The sequence below is a fragment of the Arthrobacter sp. Z1-15 genome (assembly GCF_054792395.1).
Genome location: NZ_CP096454.1, coordinates 3011397 through 3031609, shown reverse-complemented (window position 1 = coordinate 3031609; position 20213 = coordinate 3011397). Strand labels below are relative to the sequence as shown.

The window sequence follows — 20213 nt, the reverse complement described above, 5'->3', positions numbered from 1 at the left end:
AACCGGGCAAGAAGCGATAGTTTGGAAGGTATGCCAATTTGGTCAAGAACGCCGCGCGGAAGTGCAGAAAAGAGGGCACCAGTGTCTGAGCAGAATCCCGGGGACAACGCCTCGGACTTCCTGCTGCCCTGGCTGGGACAACTGGGACAGCATGCCGGATCGGACACGCTGCTGCATTTCACCCCTTCAGCCTCCAACAGCATCGACCTCACCCACGCGCATCCTTCCGGCCTCGCGCAGCTGCTCGCAGGACGCCGGACCCGGCTGTCCACGCTGCTGCGTGACTCGGAGCAGTACGGCGCAGCTATGAAGGCCGGGCGCCTCCTGCGCGCCAAGATCTATGAACTGGGCACCGACCGCGGGATCGACGTCGGCTACCTCGCTGCCGGGACCGCCTCCTGGCGCTACGCCGACGACGACGCCGTGCGCCCGGAATCGCTCACCGCTCCGGTCCTGCTGACCCCGGTGTCGCTGACCGTGCATCCCTCACAGGACGACTACGAGCTTCAGCTGACCGACAAGGCCGCCCTGAACCCCGCCTTCGTCCGGCACCTGCAGCATGAACAGGGCCTGGACATCGATGTGGAGTCCCTCGCCCGGCTGGCGTACGGGACCGCACGCTTTGATCCCCACCCGGTACTGGAAAAACTGCGGGCCGTCACTGAAGGCGTCCGCGGCATCAACATTGAACACCGGCTGCTTGTCTCCACCTTCGCCGACCTGTCCGACCTTGCCGAAGACAGTGCGCTGGACCCGGCCCATCCGATTCTTCGGGGCCTGATGGACGCCGCCCGGGGCAAGAGCGCTGCTGCTCCCGCCGCCAAGGATCCGGGCCTTCCTTCGCTGGATGACCGCCTGCCGGCCGACGAGCTCCTGGTGCTGGACGCCGACCGCGAGCAGCAGGACGTCCTGGACCTGATCCTGGACGGGCAGTCCCTGGTCGTTTCTTCACCGCCCGGCACCGGGCAGACGCAGACCGCGCTCAATGCGGCCGCGGCACTGGTCCACGCCGGCAAATCGGTCCTGGTGGTAGCTGAGCGCCGCGGCACCCTGAACCAGTTTGTTTCCGAACTGGACGCCCTGCACCTGGGCTCCGCCGTGCTGCAGCTCAATGCCGGACTCACGGAACAGCAGCTGAAGGACCAGCTGGTCCGCGCCATCGTGCGGAACGAGAAGGCAGCCGCCCCGGATCTCGAGAGCCTGCACAAGGTCCTCGTGGCCAACCGCCACCAGCTGCGCGACCACGTGAAGTCGCTGCACAACGTACGCCGCCGCTGGGGCTGCTCGCCGTACCAGGCCATGCAGTCCCTGGCCGAGCTGACCTCCATGACTCCCGCACCGGCGACCACCGTCCGGCTCAAGCGCAGCGTCCTGGACAGCATCACCGACCGCACCGAGCTGACCGGCCGGCTGCGCCGGGCAGCCGAACTGGGCAGTTTCAGCCGCGCCGCCACCACCAGTCCCTGGTTCGGCGCGAAACTGCTCAACCGCAAGGAAACCGAAGAAGCCTACGAACTGACCCAGAGCCTGGCCCGGGATCTGCCGGAGCTGCGGGCCAAGGTCCAGGCCGTTGCCGAGCACTCCCAGATCCGCCTCGGTGAGACCTTTGCGCAGTGGGGCGAGCAGCTGGAGCTGCTGGTCGCCGTGCGGGAGAGCCTCGACAAGTTCACCCCGGACATCTTCGACCGCCCGGTGAGCGACCTGATTTCCGCCACGGCTTCCTCCTCCTGGCGCCGTGAGCGCGCCGTGGATATGAGCTCCATGACCCGTTCCCGGCTCCGCCGGGTGGCCAAGGAATACATTCGGCCCGGCGTGCACATTTCGGATCTGCACTCCTCGCTCGTCGAGGTTCAGCAGCAGCGCGCCACCTGGGCACGCTACGCCACCACCCAGCGGCACCCCTCGGTGGCCACGGGGCTGGCTGACATCAACCGGTCCTACATCACGGTCAAGGAACAGCTGGACACCCTCACCTCAATCCTCGACGGCACGCCGGCCAAGCCGAACCTTGCCGAGCTGACGCTGGATGAGCTGGAGAAACAGCTCGATGCCCTGGCCGGAGACCGGGAAACCCTCGAGACTCTGCCCGAGCGCACCCTGCTCCTCGACGAGATGCGCGGCCAGGGCCTGGGCGAGCTGCTGGATGACTTGGAAGCCCGGGAAGTCCAGCCCCGCCAGGTGGGCTACGAGCTGGAACTGGCCTGGTGGCAGTCCGCCCTCGAAGCGATGATCAGCGGCGACGACTACCTGGCGATGAGTGACGGCGACAGCCTGCGCCGGCTGGAGGCCGAGTACCGGCTGGCCGACAACGCCCATATTGCCTCCGGCAGTTCCCGGGTGCGGTTTGCCCTGGCAGACCGCTGGCGGCGCGGAGTCAAGGCTTCGGCCGCCGACGCGGCGACGCTGCGCGACGCCATCAAGAACGGACCGCTGAACCTGCAGGAACTGTGCAGCCAGCCGAAGGAACTCGTTTCCGCTCTGCTGCCGGTCTGGGCTGCGAGCCCCCTGGTTCTGCCCATGGTCCTGCCCGGTGACCGCAGCTTCGACACCGTCATTGTGCTCGACGCCGAGTCCACCTCCCTGCAGTCCGCGGTTCCGGCGCTGGCCCGTGCCGCGCAGGTTGTTGCCTTCGGCGACGGCCAGCTGGGCGGACCCCGGCCCTTTACCATCGGCGTCGAGCCGGTGCGGCCGGCGGGGGAGCAGCATGACCTCGTCAGCGCCTTCGAAGCCCTGTCCCAGGTCCTGCCGACTCGGACCCTGTCCACGGTGTACCGCGGAACCGACCGCGAGCTGCTGCATCAGCTGAGCCGCAGCTTCTACGAGGACCGGCTCACCACGGTGCCGCGCGGCACCGATGTGTCCTCGGACGAGCGGGCGCTGGTTGTGGAGTACCTTGCCGACGGAACGGGCATGCCCAGTGCCGACCACGAGGGCGTCGAAAGCGTCGCCGCCGAGGTCAACCGGGTAGTCGACCTGGTCTTCGAGCACATCCGCCGCCGGCCGCACCAGTCCCTCGCAGTGGTCACGGCCAGCCCGCGGCACGCCGTGCGCGTGGCTGAAGCCATTCGGGTGCAGATGGCCAACTTCCCCTGGGCCTCCGACTTCTTCACTCCGGGCAAGGAATCCTTCCGGGTGGTTCCCGTGGACCGCGCTGCCGGACTGGTCCGGGACTGCGTGATCTTCTCGCTCGGCTTCGGCCGCACCCCGCACGGGCGCGCACTGCACACCTTCGGCTCCCTGTCTGCCCCCGACGGCCGGGGGAAGTTCCTGACCGCCATGACCCGCGCACGCAGCAAGCTTCATGTCCTCACCTGCTTCCGCCCGGAAGACCTGGACAAGTCGAGGCTCGGCTACGGTGCCCTCGACTTCTACGACCTGATCAGCCGCGAGCTGTCCCCGGCCGCCGGTTCCGGTGCCGTCCGGCGCATGGATGAGGGAATTACCTTCGGCGGTTCCGCAGGACATGACGGAACTGCCGGCGGAATCATGGACGAAGACCCGCTGGTGGCGGACCTGGTGAACCGGCTGCGGGCCCGCGGTGCGAAGGTCTGGGACCACTACCAGGGGGCGATCGACATCGTTGCCACAGTGGACCGCAGCAGCGCCGAGAACGATCCGACTGTGCCGATGGCCATCGAGTCCGACGGCACCGAGCGGTACCGCACCATGAGCGTCCGGGAGCGCAGCCGTCTGCGGCCGCAGCTTCTGGAACGGCTGGGGTGGCGGTACATGCCGCTGTGGACCATCGAAGTCTTCAGCGACCCGTCCGCGTGCGCCGATTTGGTGGGACGTTACCTGAATCTGCCGGCGCCTAAGGACGGCGAGGAAACGGCAGCCCGCTCCGCCGCGGCGGTCCGGGGATCAATGGCGCGGCGCGGCAGCCAGCCCGTGGTTCCCCACGGCAGCAGCCGCATCCGGGAACGCGGAACCGTCTCCGGCGATAAAGAGACGGATCCGCGGATTCCCGGTACGGAGGCTCCCGACGCCGGGGCCCCCGGTGCGGAGGCACGGCGGCCGTGAGCCCCCGGAAGCCGCACCGGCGGGCCAGCAGCGGAAGTACGGCCCCGGATCCGGCCAAGAAACCGGACTCCGGGCCGGCGGGGGAGCGCTCAGCGGCGGCAGAGCCTTCCGTGGTGGTGGAGCCCTCAGTGCTGAAAGAGCGGGCCGCGGACGACGATCCGCGGGTCTGGGGTGACGGTCCTGAGGACCGCGATTCCTGGCTGCTGGAACAGCGCCCGCCGCACTGGGACTGAGAAAAGCGGCATCAGCCTCCGGTGAGGACCAGATGGATCCGGCCGGACCCGGAGGCTGCAGCCAGCGCCGCCGCCTCCTCCGGAGCAGCTGCCAGCACCACAACCGCACCGCTTTCCCCGGAGCCGGGCCAGGAATCGGCGCCGTCCGACGCCGTCCACAGAACCGGGGCGTCGGCTGCGAGCACGGCGGGGGCACCTGTTCCCTGAACGTCGTTCTCGGAACTCCCGAGAACAACGTCCACGAGTTGGCCGGGCGAAATCAGCTGGACCAGGGCAGGATCCGCGGGACGGACTGAAACGGCAACGGAGCCCGGCGGAGCTCCGGTCAACAGCCCGGTGCCCACCAGCGACGTCTGCATCAACGGACTGCCCTGCTGCAGGGGAGTGGCCAGACGCCGCCCGGCGAGTTCGGCCGCATCCGAAAAGGAATCCGGCGGCACGCCGGAGGCAGCCAGCGGGACGGTACGCAGATCCCCGCTCGTGAGCAGTGCTCCGGCAGGGAGATCAGCTGCCGCAACCACCAGCAGGACCTTTCCCGGGTCCGGCGGCAGCAGCGCCTGGACGGCTGTTCCGGCGGCGGCGCAGCACAACAGGGCGGCGATTAGCCGCCGGCGGCGGAGGATAAACCGCCGCAGCCGCAGGGAGAGAGCGGCGGCGGGGCCGGCATGCGGGGCTGAAAAAGGAAGCACGGTCCGACGCTAGGCGTCCGGAGCACCCGGCGGAGGGAGCGCAGCGCAGCCGGTGGACAGCCAGCGGTCCCGGGCGGTTGTCACCGCCGGTGGGGAGGAGCTATTCGGCGGAGGACCCTGAGCCGGCCGCTGAACCGGCGGACTGCGATGTCGAGGATGAAGCGGACTTGGCTGCCGGGGTGCTGCCGGAGGAGCCCTCGGACTTGGCGGGCGCCGCCGGAACGCTGTTCTTAGCGTCCCGGGAGTCGGTGCGGTAGAAGCCTGATCCCTTAAAGACCACTCCTACGCTGTTGAACTTCTTGCGCAGGTATCCGCTGCAGGACGGGCACACGGTGAGCGTGTCGTCGGTGAACGACTGCTGGATGTCGAAAGCGGAACCGCAGTCCTTGCAGGCATAGGCATACGTAGGCACTGTTACTTACTCCTCCTGAAAACCAAGATGTCAGGTCCCTGGCCCCGCTGGTCCGTTGGAAAACGGCAGCTGGCACTCGGTGGCCTTGAGTGCTAACTATACACCGGGTGCCGTATGCGCCGGGCGCCGGGGAAGGTCCGTCCACCCCGAGGGTGTCAGGACAGCGTCCATCGGCTGGTCGAAGACATCGGCCTGCCAGCGGCCCGCCGGGGCAAATTCGTGGTCGTAAACGACACCCGCCGCCGGAGCGGGATTTCCGGACAACCGCAGCCCGGACAGGAACCGGTCGTAGTAGCCGCCGCCCTTCCCCATCCGCACCCCGGCCCGGTCAACGGCCAGCGCCGGCACCAGGATGAGGTTCAGTCCGGGAAGATCCGCTGCGGACAGCCGCGGACCCGCGGGCTCCGGAACGGACGGGAAAAGACCCGCCACCAGCGGTGCTCCCGGGCTCCACCGGCACCACAGCAGCCGGCGGTCCGGCTGACAGACGGGGACAACGACGTCGTATCCCTTTTCCCGCAGGCCTTCCAGCAGAGGCGCGGTGGCGGGTTCTTGGCCCGCGGACAAATAGGCTGCCACTGTGCTGCCGGGCGGAATCAGGGCAGGAACAGCCGCCAGCGCGTGCTGTGCCAGGGACGGGCCGGCTGCCAGCACGGCGGCGGGGGACAGTTCGCGGCGCAGCCGGCGGTATTCTTCCCGGACCAGTTCCTTCATTGCGGGGCCTGCTGAGTCCGTCATACATCCATTGTTGCAAAGTGCCCGCCGGCAATTGTTCTAAGGGGCAGCGGCAAAAGGGCGGTATTTGGTGCAAACGGGCTGCGCTTATGTACTCTTACGGACATGACTTCACGCGCCACCGTAACCAAAGCCGTTATTCCCGCCGCCGGGCTCGGTACCCGTTTCCTGCCTGCCACCAAGGCCATGCCGAAGGAAATGCTGCCGGTGGTGGATAAGCCCGCCATCCAATATGTGGTGGAAGAAGCCGTTAATTCGGGCATGTCGGACATCCTGATGATTACCGGCCGCAACAAGCGTTCGCTGGAAGACCACTTCGACCGCGTTCCGTTCATTGAAAAGACGCTGGAAGACAAGGGCGACCTGGAGCGCCTGGCCATGGTTCGCGCAGCCTCTGAACTCGGTGAAATCCACTACCTGCGCCAGGGTGATCCCAAGGGTCTGGGGCACGCAGTGCTGCGTGCCAAGCTCCACGTGGGCAACGAGCCCTTCGCCGTACTGCTCGGTGATGACCTCATTGATGCCCGGGATGAGCTGCTGAAGCAGATGGTTGAGGTCCAGGCGAAGACCGGCGGCTCGGTTATCGCCCTGATCGAGGTGGAGCCCGAGCAGATCAGTTCTTACGGCTGTGCCGACATCTCCGTGGTCGAGGGCGAAGACTACGTCCGCGTCAACAAGCTGGTGGAAAAGCCCTCAGTGGATGAGGCCCCCTCCAACCTGGCCGTGATCGGCCGCTATGTGCTGCACCCGGCCGTGTTCGGCGTGCTGGAAGAAACCGGCCCCGGCCGCGGCGGCGAAATTCAGCTGACCGATGCGCTGCAGACGCTGGCGGCACAGGAAGAGGGGGAGGGCGCCGGAGTCTACGGCGTCGTCTTCCGCGGCCGCCGGTATGACACCGGTGACAAGCTCAGCTACCTGAAGGCCGTCGTGACGCTGGCTTCCGAGCGCGAAGACCTCGGCCCGGACCTGCGCGAGTGGCTCAAGGACTTCACCGGCACGCTCGAAAGCTGATGCTGTGTGGGGGTCGGACACATCTGGCCGGTGACGCTGGAATGCGGTGATGTGGGCCTGCGGCCCATCCGCTACCGCGACCGGCGTGAATGGACCGACCTCCGCATGCGCAATGCCACATGGATGGCCCCGTGGGAGGCGAGCAACCCGCTGCCCGGCGGTGAGCTTCCCTCCTACGCCGCCATGGTGCGCAGCCTCAACCAGCAGGCGCGCCAGGACGCGGCACTGCCGTTTGTCATTACCGAACGCCGCGGCGGGCTGCGCACTCCGCCGGCGATTACCGGACAGCTCACCGTATCCACCATCGTCTGGGGATCGGCCCGCATGGCCACGCTGGGCTACTGGGTGGACGAAGCACGGGCCGGCCGCGGAATAGCGCCGACGGCGGTGGCCATGGCCACCGACCACTGTTTCCGCGTCCTGGGGCTGCACCGCATGGAAATCAACATCAGGCCGGAAAACGCAGCCAGCCTGCGGGTGGTGGAGAAGCTGGGATTCAGGGACGAGGGCCTGCGGGAGCGCTATCTGCATATCGGCGGCCGGTGGACGGACCACCGCAGCTTTGCGCTGACCACGGAGGACGTACCCGAAGGGCTGCTGAACCGCTGGCTGGCCCGACGGTGAGGGCGCAGGCGCCGACTTTTGTGCCTTTTTTGGGCTGAACCCCGACACACCGCCGGTAATGCGCGCCCCCGTGTGCATTAGCTCATAACGTCGTAGATGTGGACTTCCCTCTCAACAGCTCCCTGATCCTGGCCGTTACTGTCGGTCTGTGGCTGCTGTGGGTTGCTCCTTACGTTTTCCGCCGGCCGGGTCTTGCCACGGTGCCGGCCGCCGGTGCGCCAGCTTCCTCGTCAACAGTCATCCGCTCTTCCATCTCCGCCGATGGTCTGTCCCAGCAGGGGAACATTATGTACAACGCCTCCACCGCCCGGCCCGATGCCTCCACCGGAACCTCCGCGCCGCGAACCGGCGCACCGGAGCCCGTCCGGCACCCGGAGTTCCGGATTCATTACGGCCGCACCGCCCTGGCGCTGGCGGGCGCGCTGGCCCTCGCCGCCGTCGTCATTGGCTTGCCGCTGGCAGTCTTCGGCGCTGCCTCTTGGTGGATCCCCGGGGCAGCCCTGGCAGTAGCGGCCGCCGCAACCGCGTCGCTGCGCACCCTGGCCGTGCGTGACCGGAGGCGGAAAGTTGACGCAGCCTTCCGGGCAGCCATGAGCGCGGCCCGGCCGGCATCACCCGTTTTCGCAGCCTCCAGCCCCGCAGCCTCCCGCCCCGCCGCCCCCGTCGACGGTGCCCCCGTTGACGGTGCCCCTGAGGCCCGCGCCGGAGAGCCCGTGCGGCACTACCGCGAGACCGCGCTCTTTGACGCCCAGAGCCCTGCCGGTTCCGGAACGTCCGCCGCCCCTGACACCGCGTCCGCGGCCTCCGTCACCACCGCACCCGGAGCGGCAGACCGCAGGCCCACAGCGGAGGAACTGCGCACTGCAGCCCTCGAAGTAGCAGCCAAGACGGCGCCGGCCGGGCCGCCGAAAACCTCCACTACTCCCTGGGAGCCCGTAGAGGTTCCCAAACCCGTTTACGTTGAAGCCCCGGTTGCCCAGCGTCCCGCCCCGGAGCCCCTGGTCCTGCCGGCGCCGCCCAAGCCGGCGGCCCGGACCTCCCTGCGTGCTCCGGCTGCCGACAGCGCCGACACGACCGGGACTGCAACTCCCAGCACCGGCAAGATCAACCTCGACGACGTCCTGCAGCGCCGCCGCGCCTAGCAGCCCCTTTTGATGGACCGCAGTCCGGGCGGCCTGCGCGGCGCAGCCGAAGCCGCCTCCAAGGCAGTGCTGGAAGGCCCCGGCATGTCCGGGCCGCTTGCCGCTGCCGTGCGGCCCCTGGGTCTCAGGCCGGTCTCCTGGGTCCATCTGAGGTCCCATCACCGCCCCGGCGCCGGTATCAGCGCCCTGTACCGGGTTGAGGCCGTTCCCCGTTCCGGCTCGGCAGGGAAAGCGCAGCAGGTGCGCCTTCACGTGGGAGCGACCACCGCAGAGCTTGGCGGGGCCGGCGGTCCGGTGGTCCGCGCGGAAGCGGGGAGCACCGCCGTCCGGCTCTGGGTGCATCCGCGCGACCCGGTCCTGACCGGACTGCCCTGGGCGACGGACGCCGGGGCCGTGGCCCGCGGGGTGTTCGGTGCAGACACCGCCGGAGCCCGCGCCGAGCTGAAACTGGTGGCCTACCGGCCCCTGCGGCGCGCAGTGGTCCGCGCCGGCTACGAAGGGTCTTCCGCTTATCTGAAGGTTCCCCAGCCCCGGCTGGCCGACGGGCTGCGGCGGCGGCTGGGCCTGGCCGCTGATGCCGGGCTGCCGGTTCCGCCGCTGTTGGCAACGGCCTCCGGTGCCGGCCCGGCAGCGGCCGGTGTCCTGGTGCTCGGAGCACTGCCGGGACAGTCCCTGCACCGGGAGCTGCGGACGGCCGGTAACGCGGACTGGGATCCGGCCCTCCTGACCCGGCTCCTGGACCAGCTGCCGGCCGCGGCCATGGCACTGCCGCGCAGGGCGGCCTGGTCGGAGCGCATTCTTGACTACGGCGCCGGTGCCGCAACAGCCCTGCCAGAGGGGGCGGAACGGATCGTCCGCTGTGCGGAGGGTGTTGCAGGCATGGTCCGCTCCACCGACCCGGGCCCGCTGGTCCCCTCGCACGGTGACTTCCACGGCGGTAATCTGCTCGCCGGCGGGGGCGGCCTGCAGATCACCGGCCTGCTGGACGTTGACGCGCTCGGGCCCGGACACCGGGTGGATGATTTGGCCTGTTTCCTGGGACACCTGCGCGTTCTTGCGGCACTGGCACCGGAAAACGCCGCGCTGGGTGCCGCGGCCGAGCGCAGCGCGCGCGTCTTCATCCGGAGCACCGGCGCTGCGGCGCTCTACAGCCGTGCCGCCGGCGTGGCGCTCACCCTGGTGGCCGGGGCCGCGGGCCGCGGCCCCGACGCGGCGCAGCGCACGCTGGCCGCCGCGGAAGAGCTGCTGGCACTCTCCCGCAGCACCAGCTGAACAGGCGCCCCTACGCGGGCGGCACCAGCTTCTGAAGCAGCGGCTCGCTGCGGTACGGAATGTGCTCGTGCAGGGCCAGCACCGTTTCGGTGCGGATCACGCCCTTGATCCGGAGTACTGAGCGCAGGGCCTGCTGCAGGTGCTGCGTGTCAGTGGCGGCCAGCCGGCACCAGACATCGCCGTGCCCGGAAATCTCATGGACCTCCAGGATCTGGGGGAGGGTGCGGAGCCCGGCAATCACGGTGTCCAGTTCCCGGTGCGACACCTCGATGGTGACGAAGGCCAGGACGTCGTAGCCCAGCCCCGCCAGATCAACGTCGCGCCCCCCGGGACGGATGAGGCCGGCCCGGTCCAGATGCTTCAGATGGCTCTGCGTTGTATTCCGGGCGATGCCCAGCGTCTCGCTCAGATCACCGATCTGTGCCCGCGGATTCCGCACCAGCTCCAGCAGCAGCCTCAGATCGAGGGCATCCAGATTGCCCATTGCGCGCATCTCCTCTCAGGGGAAACGGAGAATATTGAACGAAACCGTCAATTTTCGGAGGTTTTGTGCTCTAGAAGACCCTGCAGGCCCCATCCTATAGGGGAAATAATCAAGATTCTCGATGAGGACGCCCAGCGCCGGCGACCCTGCTCCGGCGGGTCCGGCAACGGCGGCTCAGCGAACTGAGAAGGGTAATACACACGCGGTGACAGTCCTGAACGAACTGCGGATGCGGCCGGCCACGGTTGGACGCCGCGAATGGGACGCAGCCCGCCGGCCCCGCCTGCTGCTGACCCTGGCGGTCATGACCACCCTGCTGGTGGGAGCAAACCTCGCCACTCCGCTTTATCCGCTGATCGGGGTGCGCCTGGGGCTGACCCACTTCGGCGTCACCGTGGCCTTCGCCGCGTACGTCGTGGTCCTGGTTGCGGGCCTGCTGCTGGTGGGACACTGGTCCGACTTCATCGGCCGCCGGGCGGCCCTGGTGCTGGCCGGCGTCGTCAGCCTCCTCGGCGGCGTGCTGTTCGGGACCGCCACCAGCATGGAGGCCCTCATAGCCGGGCGGGCGCTGCAGGGGGCATCCGTGGCCCTGGCCACCGGGGCCAGTTCGGCTGCCCTGCGCGAGCTGCTGCCGCACCGGCCCGAATGGGCCACCCGCTTCACTCTGATGGTTTCCGCCGGCGGTGTGGCTGCCGGCCCCGTTATCGGAGGCCTGCTGTCCCTGCTGCCGGCGCCCACCGTGACACCGTTCCTCATCCACTCCGTGGTGCTCGCCGGGCTGCTGGTGCCGCTGTGCCTGCTCAAGGCGCGCCCCGCCATCGCCACGCCGCCCCTTGGGCGGGCCCTGACAGCGCTGCGGCCGCGCCGGCTCGCCGTCTCGCACCAGGCCCGCTCGCAGTTCTGGATGGCCTCCGTGACCGGCTTCCTGAGCTTTGCCGTCTTCGGCTTCTACCTGTCCCTGGCACCGACCTACTTTGCCGGCATCGCCGGGACGTCTTCCCGCCCCGTGGTCGGCCTGCTGGCAGCGCTAGCACTTGCGGCTTCTGCCGTCAGCCAGCTCACCGGGATCCGGGGCCGGCTGGTGGTTCCCGCCGGCCTTGCCCTGATGGGCACCGGCGTGGCCCTGATTCCGGCCGCGGGTGCCCTGGGCAGCGTTGTTCTCCTGGTCGCTGCTTCATTGGCCGCCGGTTTCGGCCAGGGGATGGCCTTCCGCGCCGTCTTCAACGACGTCGCGGCAAAGGTGGAAGCTGCGCAGCACGCCCAGATCATCAGCACGGTGTACGTGATCACGTACCTGGGCAGCGCCATCCCGGTACTGGGGCTGGGCGCCGCAGGTGCCGCCTGGGGCCTGCCTGCAGCTGTTGCCTGGTTCTCCGCCGCCATCGCGCTGTGCTGTGCCGCGCTCTGCCTTTATGCACTGTTCCGCTCCCTCCGGAGCCGGCGCGCCTGACGGATGCTCCGCGGAGGGACCCCTGACGTACCCAGCGGCCCGCGCGGAAAGTAGGCTGGTTCAATGCACCTTTCCCGCGAGACGACCACCGCCGGCTCCGGCCGCAGCGTCATCGGGCTCGATATCGGCGGCACCAAGACCCACGGCCTGCTCCTGCGCGGCGGTGTTCCCGCTGCCGAAACGGTGGCCGGCAGCGCCAACGTGCAGAATGTCAGTGCCGAAGAGGCCGCGGCGAACCTTGCCGAGATTTTCACCGCGCTGGACGCCGGTCCGGTTTCCCGGGTGATCGCCGGTTCCGGCGGCATTGACACCGACGACGACGCCGCCGCCCTCCGCGCGCTGATCGCCCCCTTCGTCCCGGGCGCGGCAGTGGACGTCATCCATGACACGCGCCTGATCCTGGCCGCGGGCGAGAGCCCCCACGGAATCGCCGTGATCGCCGGTACCGGATCGGTGGCCTGGGGGCTGGGTCCCGACGGCCGGGAAGCCCGCAGCGGGGGCTGGGGGTATCTGCTGGGTGACGAGGGCAGCGGTTACTGGGTGGCGCGGGAAGGGGTGCGCCATACCCTGCGCAACTTCAACCTCGGCAGGGAGCCGGACGAGCTGGCCCTGGCCATGATGCGGGCATGCTCCGTAACGGAGCCCGTCCAGCTGATCTCCCTGTTTCATGCGCCCGCCGCCGGACGCCGCTACTGGGCGGCCAAAGCCGGCGTCGTGTTTGACGCCGCCCTGCAGGGCAGCACCGCCGGCAGCGAAATCATCGCAGCAGCCTCCCGCCACCTGGCCGGGCTTGCCTCGGACACCGCGCGCCGGCTCGGCATCCCGGGTCCCGTGGTGGTTGGCGGCGGCCTGGGCATGCACCAGCCGCTGCTCCAGGACCGGCTGAAACAGGATCTGGAGCGCGCCGGCCTGGAAGACATCCGCTTCCTGCGCCGGGACCCGGTGTACGGTGCCGGTTACCTCGCGGCGACGGACGTGCCCCGTGGCTGAGGGGTTTGACGTCCGGATCGGCGCGTATGCCGTGGTCATCAGCGACGGCAGCATCCTGCTCTCGCACTGGAACGACCACGGCTATTCCAGCTGGACCCTGCCCGGAGGCGGGCTGGAAGTGCATGAAGACGCCCCGGCCGCCGTCGTGCGCGAAGTCCGCGAGGAAACCGGCTTCACCGTCGAAACAGAGGAACTTCTGGGTGTGGACAGCATCTTCATTCCGCCTGAACACCGCTTCCCGGGCGAAAACCCGAAGCTCCTGCACGCTCTGCGGATTATCTACCGCGCCAAGGTCACCTCGGGGGTGCTGACGCACGAGCTCGGCGGCAGCACGGACCGTGCGGCCTGGGTGCCGCTGGACAGGGTGGCCGACCTGGGCCCCGCACCACTGGTGCACGTGGGGCTGAAGATGGCCATCCGGAACGCCGCCCGTACCGAATGAACAACTGGACTGACACCAGCTGGTGTCCTACCGTTTGAACTCACGGCAGGACACCAGCTCCGCAGGACCCACCCCATGACTCCAACGGAAGGCACCCCCATGACCCCGCCGGACCCCGCCCAGCGGACCGCCGAGCCGATGATCAGTTTCCGCGGCGTGACCAAGTCCTTCGCCGGTTCCCCGGCCCCGGCCGTGGACGGCCTGAGCATGGATATCAGCCGCGGCTCAGTCACTGTCTTTGTCGGCCCGTCCGGCTGCGGAAAAACAACGTCGCTGCGGATGATCAACCGCATGGTCGAGCCCACCTCCGGGTCCATCACCGTTGACGGCACCGACGTCAGCGGCGTCAAGGCACCGGAGCTGAGGCGGTCCATGGGGTACGTCATGCAGTCCGCCGGGCTCATGCCGCACCGCACGGTGCTGGACAACGTTGCCACCGTTCCCCGGCTCCTGGGGCAGTCCAAGGCAAGCGCCCGGCTCCGCGCGGCGGAACTGCTCGACGTCGTCGGGCTCGCTTCGGCGCTGGGCGGACGCTATCCGGCCCAGCTCTCCGGCGGCCAGCAGCAGCGTGTGGGTGTGGCGCGGGCGCTCGCGGCAGACCCGCCGGTGCTGCTCATGGATGAACCCTTCAGCGCGGTGGACCCCGTGGTCCGCGCCGAGCTGCAGGAAGAACTGCTGCGCCTGCAGCGGGACCTGGCCAAGACCATCGTTTTCGTTACGCACGATATTGACGAAGCAACCATCCTCGGCGACAAGGTGGCCGTGTTTGCGGTGGGCGGGCGGCTGGCCCAGTATGCGGCGCCCGAGGAGATCCTGCGGGCCCCGGTGGATGACTTCGTGGCGGGATTCGTGGGCCGGGACCGCGGCTTCCGGCACCTGTCCTTCCAAGCCGGAGGGGACGTTCCGCTGCATCCGGTCCAGCTGCTGGATCCGGACCGGCTGGCGGATCCCTCAGTGGCGGTGACCGGAAACTGGGCGCTGGCAGTGGATGACGAGAGCCGGCCGCTGGGCTGGGTTCCGGCACTGGACCGGGCTGCCGTCACTTCCGCGGACCGGCTGGTGCCCGGCGGGTCGCTGTACCGCGAAGGTGAAAACCTGCGCAAGGCACTCGACGCCGCGCTCTCCTCGCCGGCCGGGCTCGGGGTGGCAGTCGACGCCGAGCAGCGGGTCATCGGCACCGTGCGGCCCGATGAGGTGCTGTCCCTGATTGAGCAGGCCAGGCTGCAGCGGAGCGGAAGCTGACATGGAATGGTTCCTTGCGCACACCGACCAGGTGTTCCGGCTGACCGGACTCCACCTGGTCCAGTCGATCGTGCCGCTGGTGCTCGGCGTCGTCATTGCCGTGCCCCTCGCGGCCCTGATCCGGAGCAACAGGCGGCTGCGCGGTGCGGTGCTGGCCACCGGCTCGCTGCTGTACACCATTCCCTCCCTGGCCCTCTTCGTCACGCTGCCGGCCATCCTGGGCACCCGCATCCTGGACATCAGCAACATCATCATCGCGCTGACCATCTACGCCGTCGCCCTGATGCTGCGCGTGGCCGTTGACGCCTTCGACTCCATTGACGACGGCGTGCGGCAGGCCGCGGTGGCCATGGGCTACCAGCCGCTGCGCCGGTTCCTCACCGTGGACCTGCCGCTGTCGGTTCCGGTGCTGATTGCCGGGCTGCGCGTGGTGTCGGTCAGCAACATCTCCATGGTCAGCGTGGGCGCCCTGATCGGCGTGGAGAACCTGGGCTTCTTCTTCCGGGACGGGCTGCGCCGCTATTTCGTCACCGAGATTGTGGTCGGCATCGTCGCCACCCTGGTGCTGGCCTTCCTGATGGACCTGGCGTTTGTGCTGCTGCAGCGGGTCCTGACGCCGTGGCTGCGGGCGGGCCGTTCCGGAGCTGATTCGGGCGGGTCCGGGCAGGGAAAGCCGGCCGGCCGCGGAAGCATTGGAAGCACCGGCGGCCGTGCCGGCACCGGCGGCCCGGCGGCCGGGAGCACTCTGCCCGCGGCACCCGACGCCGCGCTGAAGGGGGCCTGACCAATGCCCGTCTCCATCCCCCGCACGGACTACACCAGTACCAACGCCATGGGCCAGGGCTGGGAATGGCTCACCGACCCGGCGAACTGGACCGGAGCAGCCGGAATCCCGGTGCGCAGCCTGGAACACCTGCAGTACACCGGGCTGACCCTGCTGATCGCGGTGGCCATCGCCGTCCCGCTGGGCCTGTACATCGGCCACACGGGCCGCGGCCAGGTGGCCGTCGTCGCCGTCTCGGGCTTGCTCCGCGCACTGCCCACCCTCGGCATGCTGACCCTCTTTGTCCTGCTCGCGGGACTGGGGCTGATGCCGCCGATCTGGTCGCTGGTCCTGCTGGCCGTCCCGCCGCTGCTGGCGGGCACGTACTCCGGGATCGCCGCGGTGGACCGCAGTATCGTGGATTCCGCCCGCAGCATGGGCATGACCGAGCTGCAGATCCTGCTGCGGGTGGAAATCCCCAACGGGATGAAGGTCATCTTCGGCGGGCTGCGCGGCGCCACCCTGCAGGTCGTCGCCACGGCCGCCGTGGTTGCCGTGATCAACCTCGGCGGTCTGGGACGGTACCTCATCGACGGGCTGGCCCTGGGGGACTACGGGCGGGTCTTCGGCGGGGCGGTCATCATCGCCGTCCTGGCGCTCGCCGTCGACGGCGTCCTGGCGCTGGCGGCACGCCTGGTGATTTCGCCCGGCCTTCAGGACCGCCAAACATCCCCGGCGGCTGCCGCCGCCCCCAACGCACCCATACCGACCGGCGGCGGATCTGCCGCCGCCGGCTCACAAGGAGGAAAACAATGATGCAGCACACGCGCCGGAACTCCCGGCGGAAGGGCCTCACGGTTCTGGCCGGCGGCTTCACCCTAGCCCTGGCGCTGGCCGGCTGCAGCGGCGGCGGAGGAGGCGATCCGCTGGCTTCGGAAGAACCGTCGGAAACAGCCGCTGCCGGCGCCGCGGAGACCATTGTGGTGGGTTCGGCGGACTTCCCCGAATCCAGCACCCTGGCCGAGATCTATGCCGGAGCGCTCAACGGCGCCGGAATCCAGGCCGAGACCAAGCTCAACATCGGCTCGCGGGAGATCTACCTTCCGGCGCTGGAGGACGGCTCCATCGACCTCATTCCCGAATACACCGGGGCACTGCTGGTGGGAGTGGACCCGGACACCGAACTGGTGGACGCCGGCGAGATCAACGACGCCCTGCCCGCGGCCCTGCCCGAGGGGCTGGTCATCCTGGAACCCTCCGACGCCGAGAACAAGGACGCCATGGTGGTCACCCAGGCCACGGCCGAGAAGTACCAGCTGGAAAGCATCGAGGACCTCGCCAAGGTGTGCGACCAGCTCACGCTCGCCGCACCGGCTGAATTTGCCGAACGCGCCCAGGGCCTGCCCGGCCTCGAGGAGAAGTACGGCTGCGTTTTCAAAGAGTTCACCCCCATCGGTGACAGCGGAGGTCCGCTCACCGTGGACGCGCTGCTGAAGGACGAGGTGCAGGTGGCCGACATCTACACCACCACGCCCGCCATTGAGGAAAACGACCTGGTGGTCCTGGAAGACCCCAAGCAGAACTGGCCCGCCCAGCAGGTCATCCCGCTGGCATCGGGTGAGGCCCTGACGGACGAAGCCACCGAGGTGCTGAACCGGGTTTCGGCCCAGCTGACCACCGAGGACCTGATCGAGCTGAACCAGGCCGTAAGCGGAGACCAGAAACTGGATCCCAGCGAAGCGGCCCGGATGTGGCTGGAGGAAAAGGGCTTCGCCCAGGCCGAGTAACTCCGCCGTCCAAGTGACGAAGGACCCCTTTCCGCTTCACATGAGGAAGGGGGTCCTTCGTCTGTGGCACCATGTTTGAATGGCAGAATTCAAGCAGTCGCACAAGCTCCACAACGTTCTCTACGACATCCGCGGTCCGCTGCTGGAGCACGCGCAGCGCATGGAAGCGGCCGGCCAACGGATCCTGAAGCTGAACATCGGCAACCCCGCGCCCTTCGGATTCGAAGCGCCCGAAGCCATTCTTGTGGACATGATGCGCCATCTGCCCAAAGCCCAGGGGTACAGCGACTCCCGCGGCATTTTCTCGGCCCGCACCGCCGTCGTCCAGTACTACCAGGGCCGCGGGATCCAGAACATCGACGTCGACGACGTGTACCTGGGCAACGGGGTCAGCGAGCTGATCACGCTTTCGCTGCAGGCCCTGCTGAACAACGGCGACGAAATCCTGGTGCCTGCGCCGGATTACCCGCTGTGGACAGCGTCGGTTTCACTGGCGGGCGGCACCGCGGTGCATTACCTGTGTGACGAAGACGAGCACTGGTGGCCGGACGTCGAGGACCTCGAGTCCAAGATCACCGACCGGACCAAGGGCATTGTGCTGATCAACCCGAACAACCCCACCGGGGCGGTGTATCCGGAACACATCGTGAAGGCCATCGTGGACCTGGCCCGCAAACACGGCCTGATCATTTTCTCGGACGAGATCTACGAGAAGATCCTGTACGACGACGCCGTCCACGTGAACTCCGCCACCATCACCGGCGAGGACGTCCTCTGCCTGACGTTCAGCGGGTTGTCCAAGGCCTACCGGATTGCCGGATACCGCAGCGGCTGGATGGCCATTTCCGGGCCCAAGCACGAGGCCGCCGACTACATCGAAGGCATCAACCTGCTCGCCAACATGCGCCTGTGCGCCAATGTTCCCGCGCAGCACGCCATCCAGACAGCGCTGGGCGGCTACCAGAGCATCAACGACCTGATCCTGCCCGGCGGCCGGCTCAAGGCCCAGCGCGATCTGGCCCACAAGATGCTCAACGACATTCCCGGGGTGAGCTGCGAGCTCTCCATGGGTGCGCTGTACCTGTTCCCGAAGCTGGATCCGGAGGTGTACCCGATTGCCAGCGACGAGCTGTTTGCCCTGGACCTGCTCAAGCAGCAGAAGATCCTCATCTCCGTCGGCACGGCGTTCAACTGGGTGCGCCCGGATCACTTCCGGATGGTCACGCTGCCCAACGTGGAGGACATTGAGGACGCCATGATCCGGCTGGCGGAGTTCCTCAGCACCTACAAGCAGTAACCGGCGCGGTCACGGCTTACTCGGCGCGCGCCTGTTCCCGGGCCGCGTCGAGGCGCCGCCGCGCGCCCTCAAGCCATGATTCGCAGCGGGTGGCCAGCTGCTCGCCGCGCTCCCACAGAGCCAGGGATTCTTCCAGCGAGGCGCCGCCGGTTTCCAGCCGGCCGACCACCGAGACCAGTTCGTCGCGGGCCTGCTCATAGCTCATTGCCTCAATGTCGGCCGGAACTGCTGATGCTTCGTTTGCTGCGGGGTTCATTGCCGGTACTTCCTTCGGTTCGGATTCGGGGGAGGGGGATGCTTCTGTCATGCTGCGCCTTCTGCCGGGCCGGTTTCTGCTGTGGCGGTTTCTTCAGCGGCGGTTTTAGCAGTGGCGGCGAGTTCGCCGACGGCCACCCGGATGCGCAGCTGCGCCGCCTCCGGGACCGCTGCCGCCTCCCGCACCACGGCTCCGTCGGCAAGCTGAACGACGGCGTAGCCGCGGTCCAGCGTGTTTTGCGGCGAGAGCGCGCGAACCTGGGCCCGGAGATGGGAAATGCGGTCGGTGTCCCGCCGGACTTCGGAGACCATGCAGGACAGGGCGCGTTCGCGCAGGCGCGAGACGTCCTGGGCCCGCCCGTCGAGCATGGTCTGCGGCGCCGCCATCACCGGGCGCGACCGGATGTGGTTCAGCCGCTCCGTTTCCCGGCCCACGGTCAACTCCACGATGCGCCTCAGCTGAGCCCGGGCGGCGGCTATCCGGTGCAGTTCCTCGCCCACGTCCGGCACAATCCGCTTGGCGGCATCGGTGGGGGTGGAGGCGCGCAGGTCCGCCACCTCGTCCAGCAGCGGCCGGTCAGCTTCGTGGCCGATGGCGCTGACCACGGGCGTCTGTGCCGCTGAGACTGCCCGGACCAGGTCCTCATGGCTGAACGGCAGCAGGTCCTCCAGGGATCCGCCGCCGCGGGCGATCACGATCACGTCCACCTCGGGCATGGCGTCCAGCTGCGCCAGCGCCCGGGTGACCTCGGCGACGGCGTTAACGCCCTGCACTGCCACTTCCCGGACTTCGAAAGCCACTGCCGGCCAGCGCAGCGCGGCATTGCGCATCACGTCCTTCATGGCGTCGGAATTGCGGCCGGTGATCAGCCCGATGCGGCCGGGCAGCAGCGGCAGGGGGAGTTTCCGGTCCTCCCGGAACAGCCCTTCGGCTGCCAGGGACTGGCGCAGGCGTTCGATCCGGGCCAGCAGGTCACCGATTCCGACCGGGCGGATGTCCCGGGTCTGCATGGACAGCCGCCCGGTCTTGACCCAAAAGTCAGGTTTGACCTGTGCCACCACCCGGGCACCGCGCTCCAAAGGAAGCTCCAAGCGGTTCATCACCGTGCTCCAGACGGTGAGGGAGAGGGAGATCTCCGCATCGACGTCGCGCAGCGTGATGTAGGAAGCGTTGGCACGCTTGTTCAGCTCAATGACCTGCCCCTCCACCCAGGTGGCCGGCGCACGGTCGATGTAGGTCTTGAGGTTCTTTGACAGCAGCTGCAGGGGCCAGGGATTCCCTGGAGTTGTTTCCGCAGCAGTCTTCGGAAGGCTCGTGGGAGCGGTTTCATCGGGACCGGTTGGGTCTAGGGGGTCTTGCATAAG

Annotated in this window: 20 protein-coding genes; 14 read left to right on the top strand and 6 right to left on the bottom strand. The window is 68.5% G+C overall.

The window, feature by feature from the left end; genetic code table 11:
- The first annotated feature begins 81 nt into the window (after positions 1-81).
- Complete coding sequence (locus tag M1D40_RS13825) at positions 82-4020, top strand: DUF4011 domain-containing protein (protein WP_461169192.1); 3939 nt, start codon at positions 82-84, stop codon at positions 4018-4020.
- Positions 4017-4253, top strand: a complete 237-nt coding sequence (locus tag M1D40_RS13820) for a hypothetical protein (RefSeq protein WP_461169191.1) — start codon at positions 4017-4019, stop codon at positions 4251-4253. Before M1D40_RS13825 ends, M1D40_RS13820 begins: the two co-directional genes overlap by 4 nt.
- An 11-nt stretch (positions 4254-4264) precedes the next feature.
- On the opposite strand, the gene cpaB is transcribed toward M1D40_RS13820, so the two are convergent.
- The 3 genes from cpaB to M1D40_RS13805 all read right to left on the bottom strand — a co-directional run bounded on the left by cpaB (position 4265) and on the right by M1D40_RS13805 (position 6092).
- Positions 4265-4942, bottom strand: coding sequence for a Flp pilus assembly protein CpaB (gene cpaB / locus M1D40_RS13815; RefSeq protein WP_341393433.1), 678 nt, complete (start codon positions 4940-4942; stop codon positions 4265-4267).
- A 100-nt stretch (positions 4943-5042) separates the two neighbouring features.
- Positions 5043-5354 (bottom strand): FmdB family zinc ribbon protein, encoded by a 312-nt coding sequence (locus tag M1D40_RS13810; RefSeq protein ID WP_461169190.1) that lies wholly within the window; start codon positions 5352-5354, stop codon positions 5043-5045.
- Between the two features lie 96 nt (positions 5355-5450).
- Positions 5451-6092, bottom strand: coding sequence for a 5-formyltetrahydrofolate cyclo-ligase (locus tag M1D40_RS13805; RefSeq protein ID WP_461169189.1), 642 nt, complete (start codon positions 6090-6092; stop codon positions 5451-5453).
- Between the two features lie 102 nt (positions 6093-6194).
- Between M1D40_RS13805 and galU the strand changes: the two genes are divergently transcribed.
- The 4 genes from galU (at position 6195) to M1D40_RS13785 (ending at position 10138) form a co-directional block, all read left to right on the top strand.
- On the top strand, positions 6195-7100 hold the full coding sequence (galU, locus tag M1D40_RS13800) for a UTP--glucose-1-phosphate uridylyltransferase GalU (RefSeq protein WP_341393436.1): 906 nt from the start codon (positions 6195-6197) through the stop codon (positions 7098-7100).
- Between the two features lie 6 nt (positions 7101-7106).
- A complete protein-coding gene (locus M1D40_RS13795) occupies positions 7107-7724 on the top strand; it encodes a GNAT family N-acetyltransferase (RefSeq protein WP_461169188.1) in 618 nt (205 codons plus the stop codon).
- Between the two features lie 98 nt (positions 7725-7822).
- Positions 7823-8866 carry a hypothetical protein gene (locus M1D40_RS13790; RefSeq protein ID WP_461169187.1) on the top strand — a complete coding sequence of 348 codons (1044 nt, stop codon included), beginning with the start codon at positions 7823-7825 and terminating at the stop codon, positions 8864-8866.
- 12 nt (positions 8867-8878) lie between these two features.
- Positions 8879-10138, top strand: a complete 1260-nt coding sequence (locus tag M1D40_RS13785) for a phosphotransferase (protein ID WP_461169186.1) — start codon at positions 8879-8881, stop codon at positions 10136-10138.
- A gap of 10 nt (positions 10139-10148) precedes the next feature.
- On the opposite strand, the gene M1D40_RS13780 is transcribed toward M1D40_RS13785, so the two are convergent.
- Complete coding sequence (locus M1D40_RS13780) at positions 10149-10622, bottom strand: Lrp/AsnC family transcriptional regulator (protein WP_341393440.1); 474 nt, start codon at positions 10620-10622, stop codon at positions 10149-10151.
- Positions 10623-10827: 205 nt separating this feature from the next.
- Between M1D40_RS13780 and M1D40_RS13775 the strand changes: the two genes are divergently transcribed.
- From M1D40_RS13775 to M1D40_RS13740, 8 genes are all read left to right on the top strand, one after another.
- Positions 10828-12072 carry an MFS transporter gene (locus M1D40_RS13775; protein WP_461169185.1) on the top strand — a complete coding sequence of 415 codons (1245 nt, stop codon included), beginning with the start codon at positions 10828-10830 and terminating at the stop codon, positions 12070-12072.
- A gap of 63 nt (positions 12073-12135) precedes the next feature.
- A complete protein-coding gene (locus M1D40_RS13770; RefSeq protein WP_461169184.1) occupies positions 12136-13062 on the top strand; it encodes an N-acetylglucosamine kinase in 927 nt (308 codons plus the stop codon).
- Positions 13055-13504: an NUDIX hydrolase gene (locus M1D40_RS13765; protein WP_461169183.1), complete on the top strand. Its 450-nt coding sequence runs from the start codon at positions 13055-13057 to the stop codon at positions 13502-13504. The genes M1D40_RS13770 and M1D40_RS13765 overlap by 8 nt, the downstream gene beginning before the upstream one ends.
- A gap of 138 nt (positions 13505-13642) precedes the next feature.
- Positions 13643-14746, top strand: coding sequence for an ABC transporter ATP-binding protein (locus M1D40_RS13760; RefSeq protein ID WP_461171065.1), 1104 nt, complete (start codon positions 13643-13645; stop codon positions 14744-14746).
- A gap of 1 nt (position 14747) precedes the next feature.
- Positions 14748-15530: an ABC transporter permease gene (locus M1D40_RS13755; protein WP_461169182.1), complete on the top strand. Its 783-nt coding sequence runs from the start codon at positions 14748-14750 to the stop codon at positions 15528-15530.
- Between the two features lie 48 nt (positions 15531-15578).
- Complete coding sequence (locus M1D40_RS13750) at positions 15579-16325, top strand: ABC transporter permease (protein WP_341393740.1); 747 nt, start codon at positions 15579-15581, stop codon at positions 16323-16325.
- Positions 16322-17296: an ABC transporter substrate-binding protein gene (locus M1D40_RS13745; protein ID WP_461169181.1), complete on the top strand. Its 975-nt coding sequence runs from the start codon at positions 16322-16324 to the stop codon at positions 17294-17296. Before M1D40_RS13750 ends, M1D40_RS13745 begins: the two co-directional genes overlap by 4 nt.
- Positions 17297-17375: 79 nt before the next feature.
- Entirely contained in the window at positions 17376-18593 is a 1218-nt protein-coding gene (locus tag M1D40_RS13740) for a pyridoxal phosphate-dependent aminotransferase (RefSeq protein ID WP_341393445.1), read from the top strand.
- A gap of 16 nt (positions 18594-18609) precedes the next feature.
- Here M1D40_RS13740 and M1D40_RS13735 read toward each other — a convergent pair whose 3' ends face one another.
- Both M1D40_RS13735 and xseA read right to left on the bottom strand, forming a co-directional pair.
- Complete coding sequence (locus tag M1D40_RS13735) at positions 18610-18849, bottom strand: exodeoxyribonuclease VII small subunit (RefSeq protein WP_152219660.1); 240 nt, start codon at positions 18847-18849, stop codon at positions 18610-18612.
- A 47-nt stretch (positions 18850-18896) separates the two neighbouring features.
- Positions 18897-20210: an exodeoxyribonuclease VII large subunit gene (gene xseA / locus M1D40_RS13730; RefSeq protein ID WP_461169180.1), complete on the bottom strand. Its 1314-nt coding sequence runs from the start codon at positions 20208-20210 to the stop codon at positions 18897-18899.
- Positions 20211-20213 lie beyond the last annotated feature (3 nt).

Excerpts from the sequence above, each read along its gene's own strand:
- M1D40_RS13805 (WP_461169189.1), bottom strand. The coding sequence starts at position 6,092 with ATGACGGACTCAGCAGGCCCCGCAATGAAGGAACTGGTCCGGGAAGAA.
- galU (WP_341393436.1), top strand. The coding sequence starts at position 6,195 with ATGACTTCACGCGCCACCGTAACCAAAGCCGTTATTCCCGCCGCCGGG.
- M1D40_RS13785 (WP_461169186.1), top strand. The coding sequence starts at position 8,879 with ATGGACCGCAGTCCGGGCGGCCTGCGCGGCGCAGCCGAAGCCGCCTCC.
- M1D40_RS13780 (WP_341393440.1), bottom strand. The coding sequence starts at position 10,622 with ATGGGCAATCTGGATGCCCTCGATCTGAGGCTGCTGCTGGAGCTGGTG.
- M1D40_RS13770 (WP_461169184.1), top strand. The coding sequence starts at position 12,136 with ATGCACCTTTCCCGCGAGACGACCACCGCCGGCTCCGGCCGCAGCGTC.
- M1D40_RS13760 (WP_461171065.1), top strand. The coding sequence starts at position 13,643 with ATGATCAGTTTCCGCGGCGTGACCAAGTCCTTCGCCGGTTCCCCGGCC.
- M1D40_RS13755 (WP_461169182.1), top strand. The coding sequence starts at position 14,748 with ATGGAATGGTTCCTTGCGCACACCGACCAGGTGTTCCGGCTGACCGGA.
- M1D40_RS13750 (WP_341393740.1), top strand. The coding sequence starts at position 15,579 with ATGGGCCAGGGCTGGGAATGGCTCACCGACCCGGCGAACTGGACCGGA.
- M1D40_RS13745 (WP_461169181.1), top strand. The coding sequence starts at position 16,322 with ATGATGCAGCACACGCGCCGGAACTCCCGGCGGAAGGGCCTCACGGTT.
- M1D40_RS13740 (WP_341393445.1), top strand. The coding sequence starts at position 17,376 with ATGGCAGAATTCAAGCAGTCGCACAAGCTCCACAACGTTCTCTACGAC.
- M1D40_RS13735 (WP_152219660.1), bottom strand. The coding sequence starts at position 18,849 with ATGAACCCCGCAGCAAACGAAGCATCAGCAGTTCCGGCCGACATTGAG.
- xseA (WP_461169180.1), bottom strand. The coding sequence starts at position 20,210 with ATGCAAGACCCCCTAGACCCAACCGGTCCCGATGAAACCGCTCCCACG.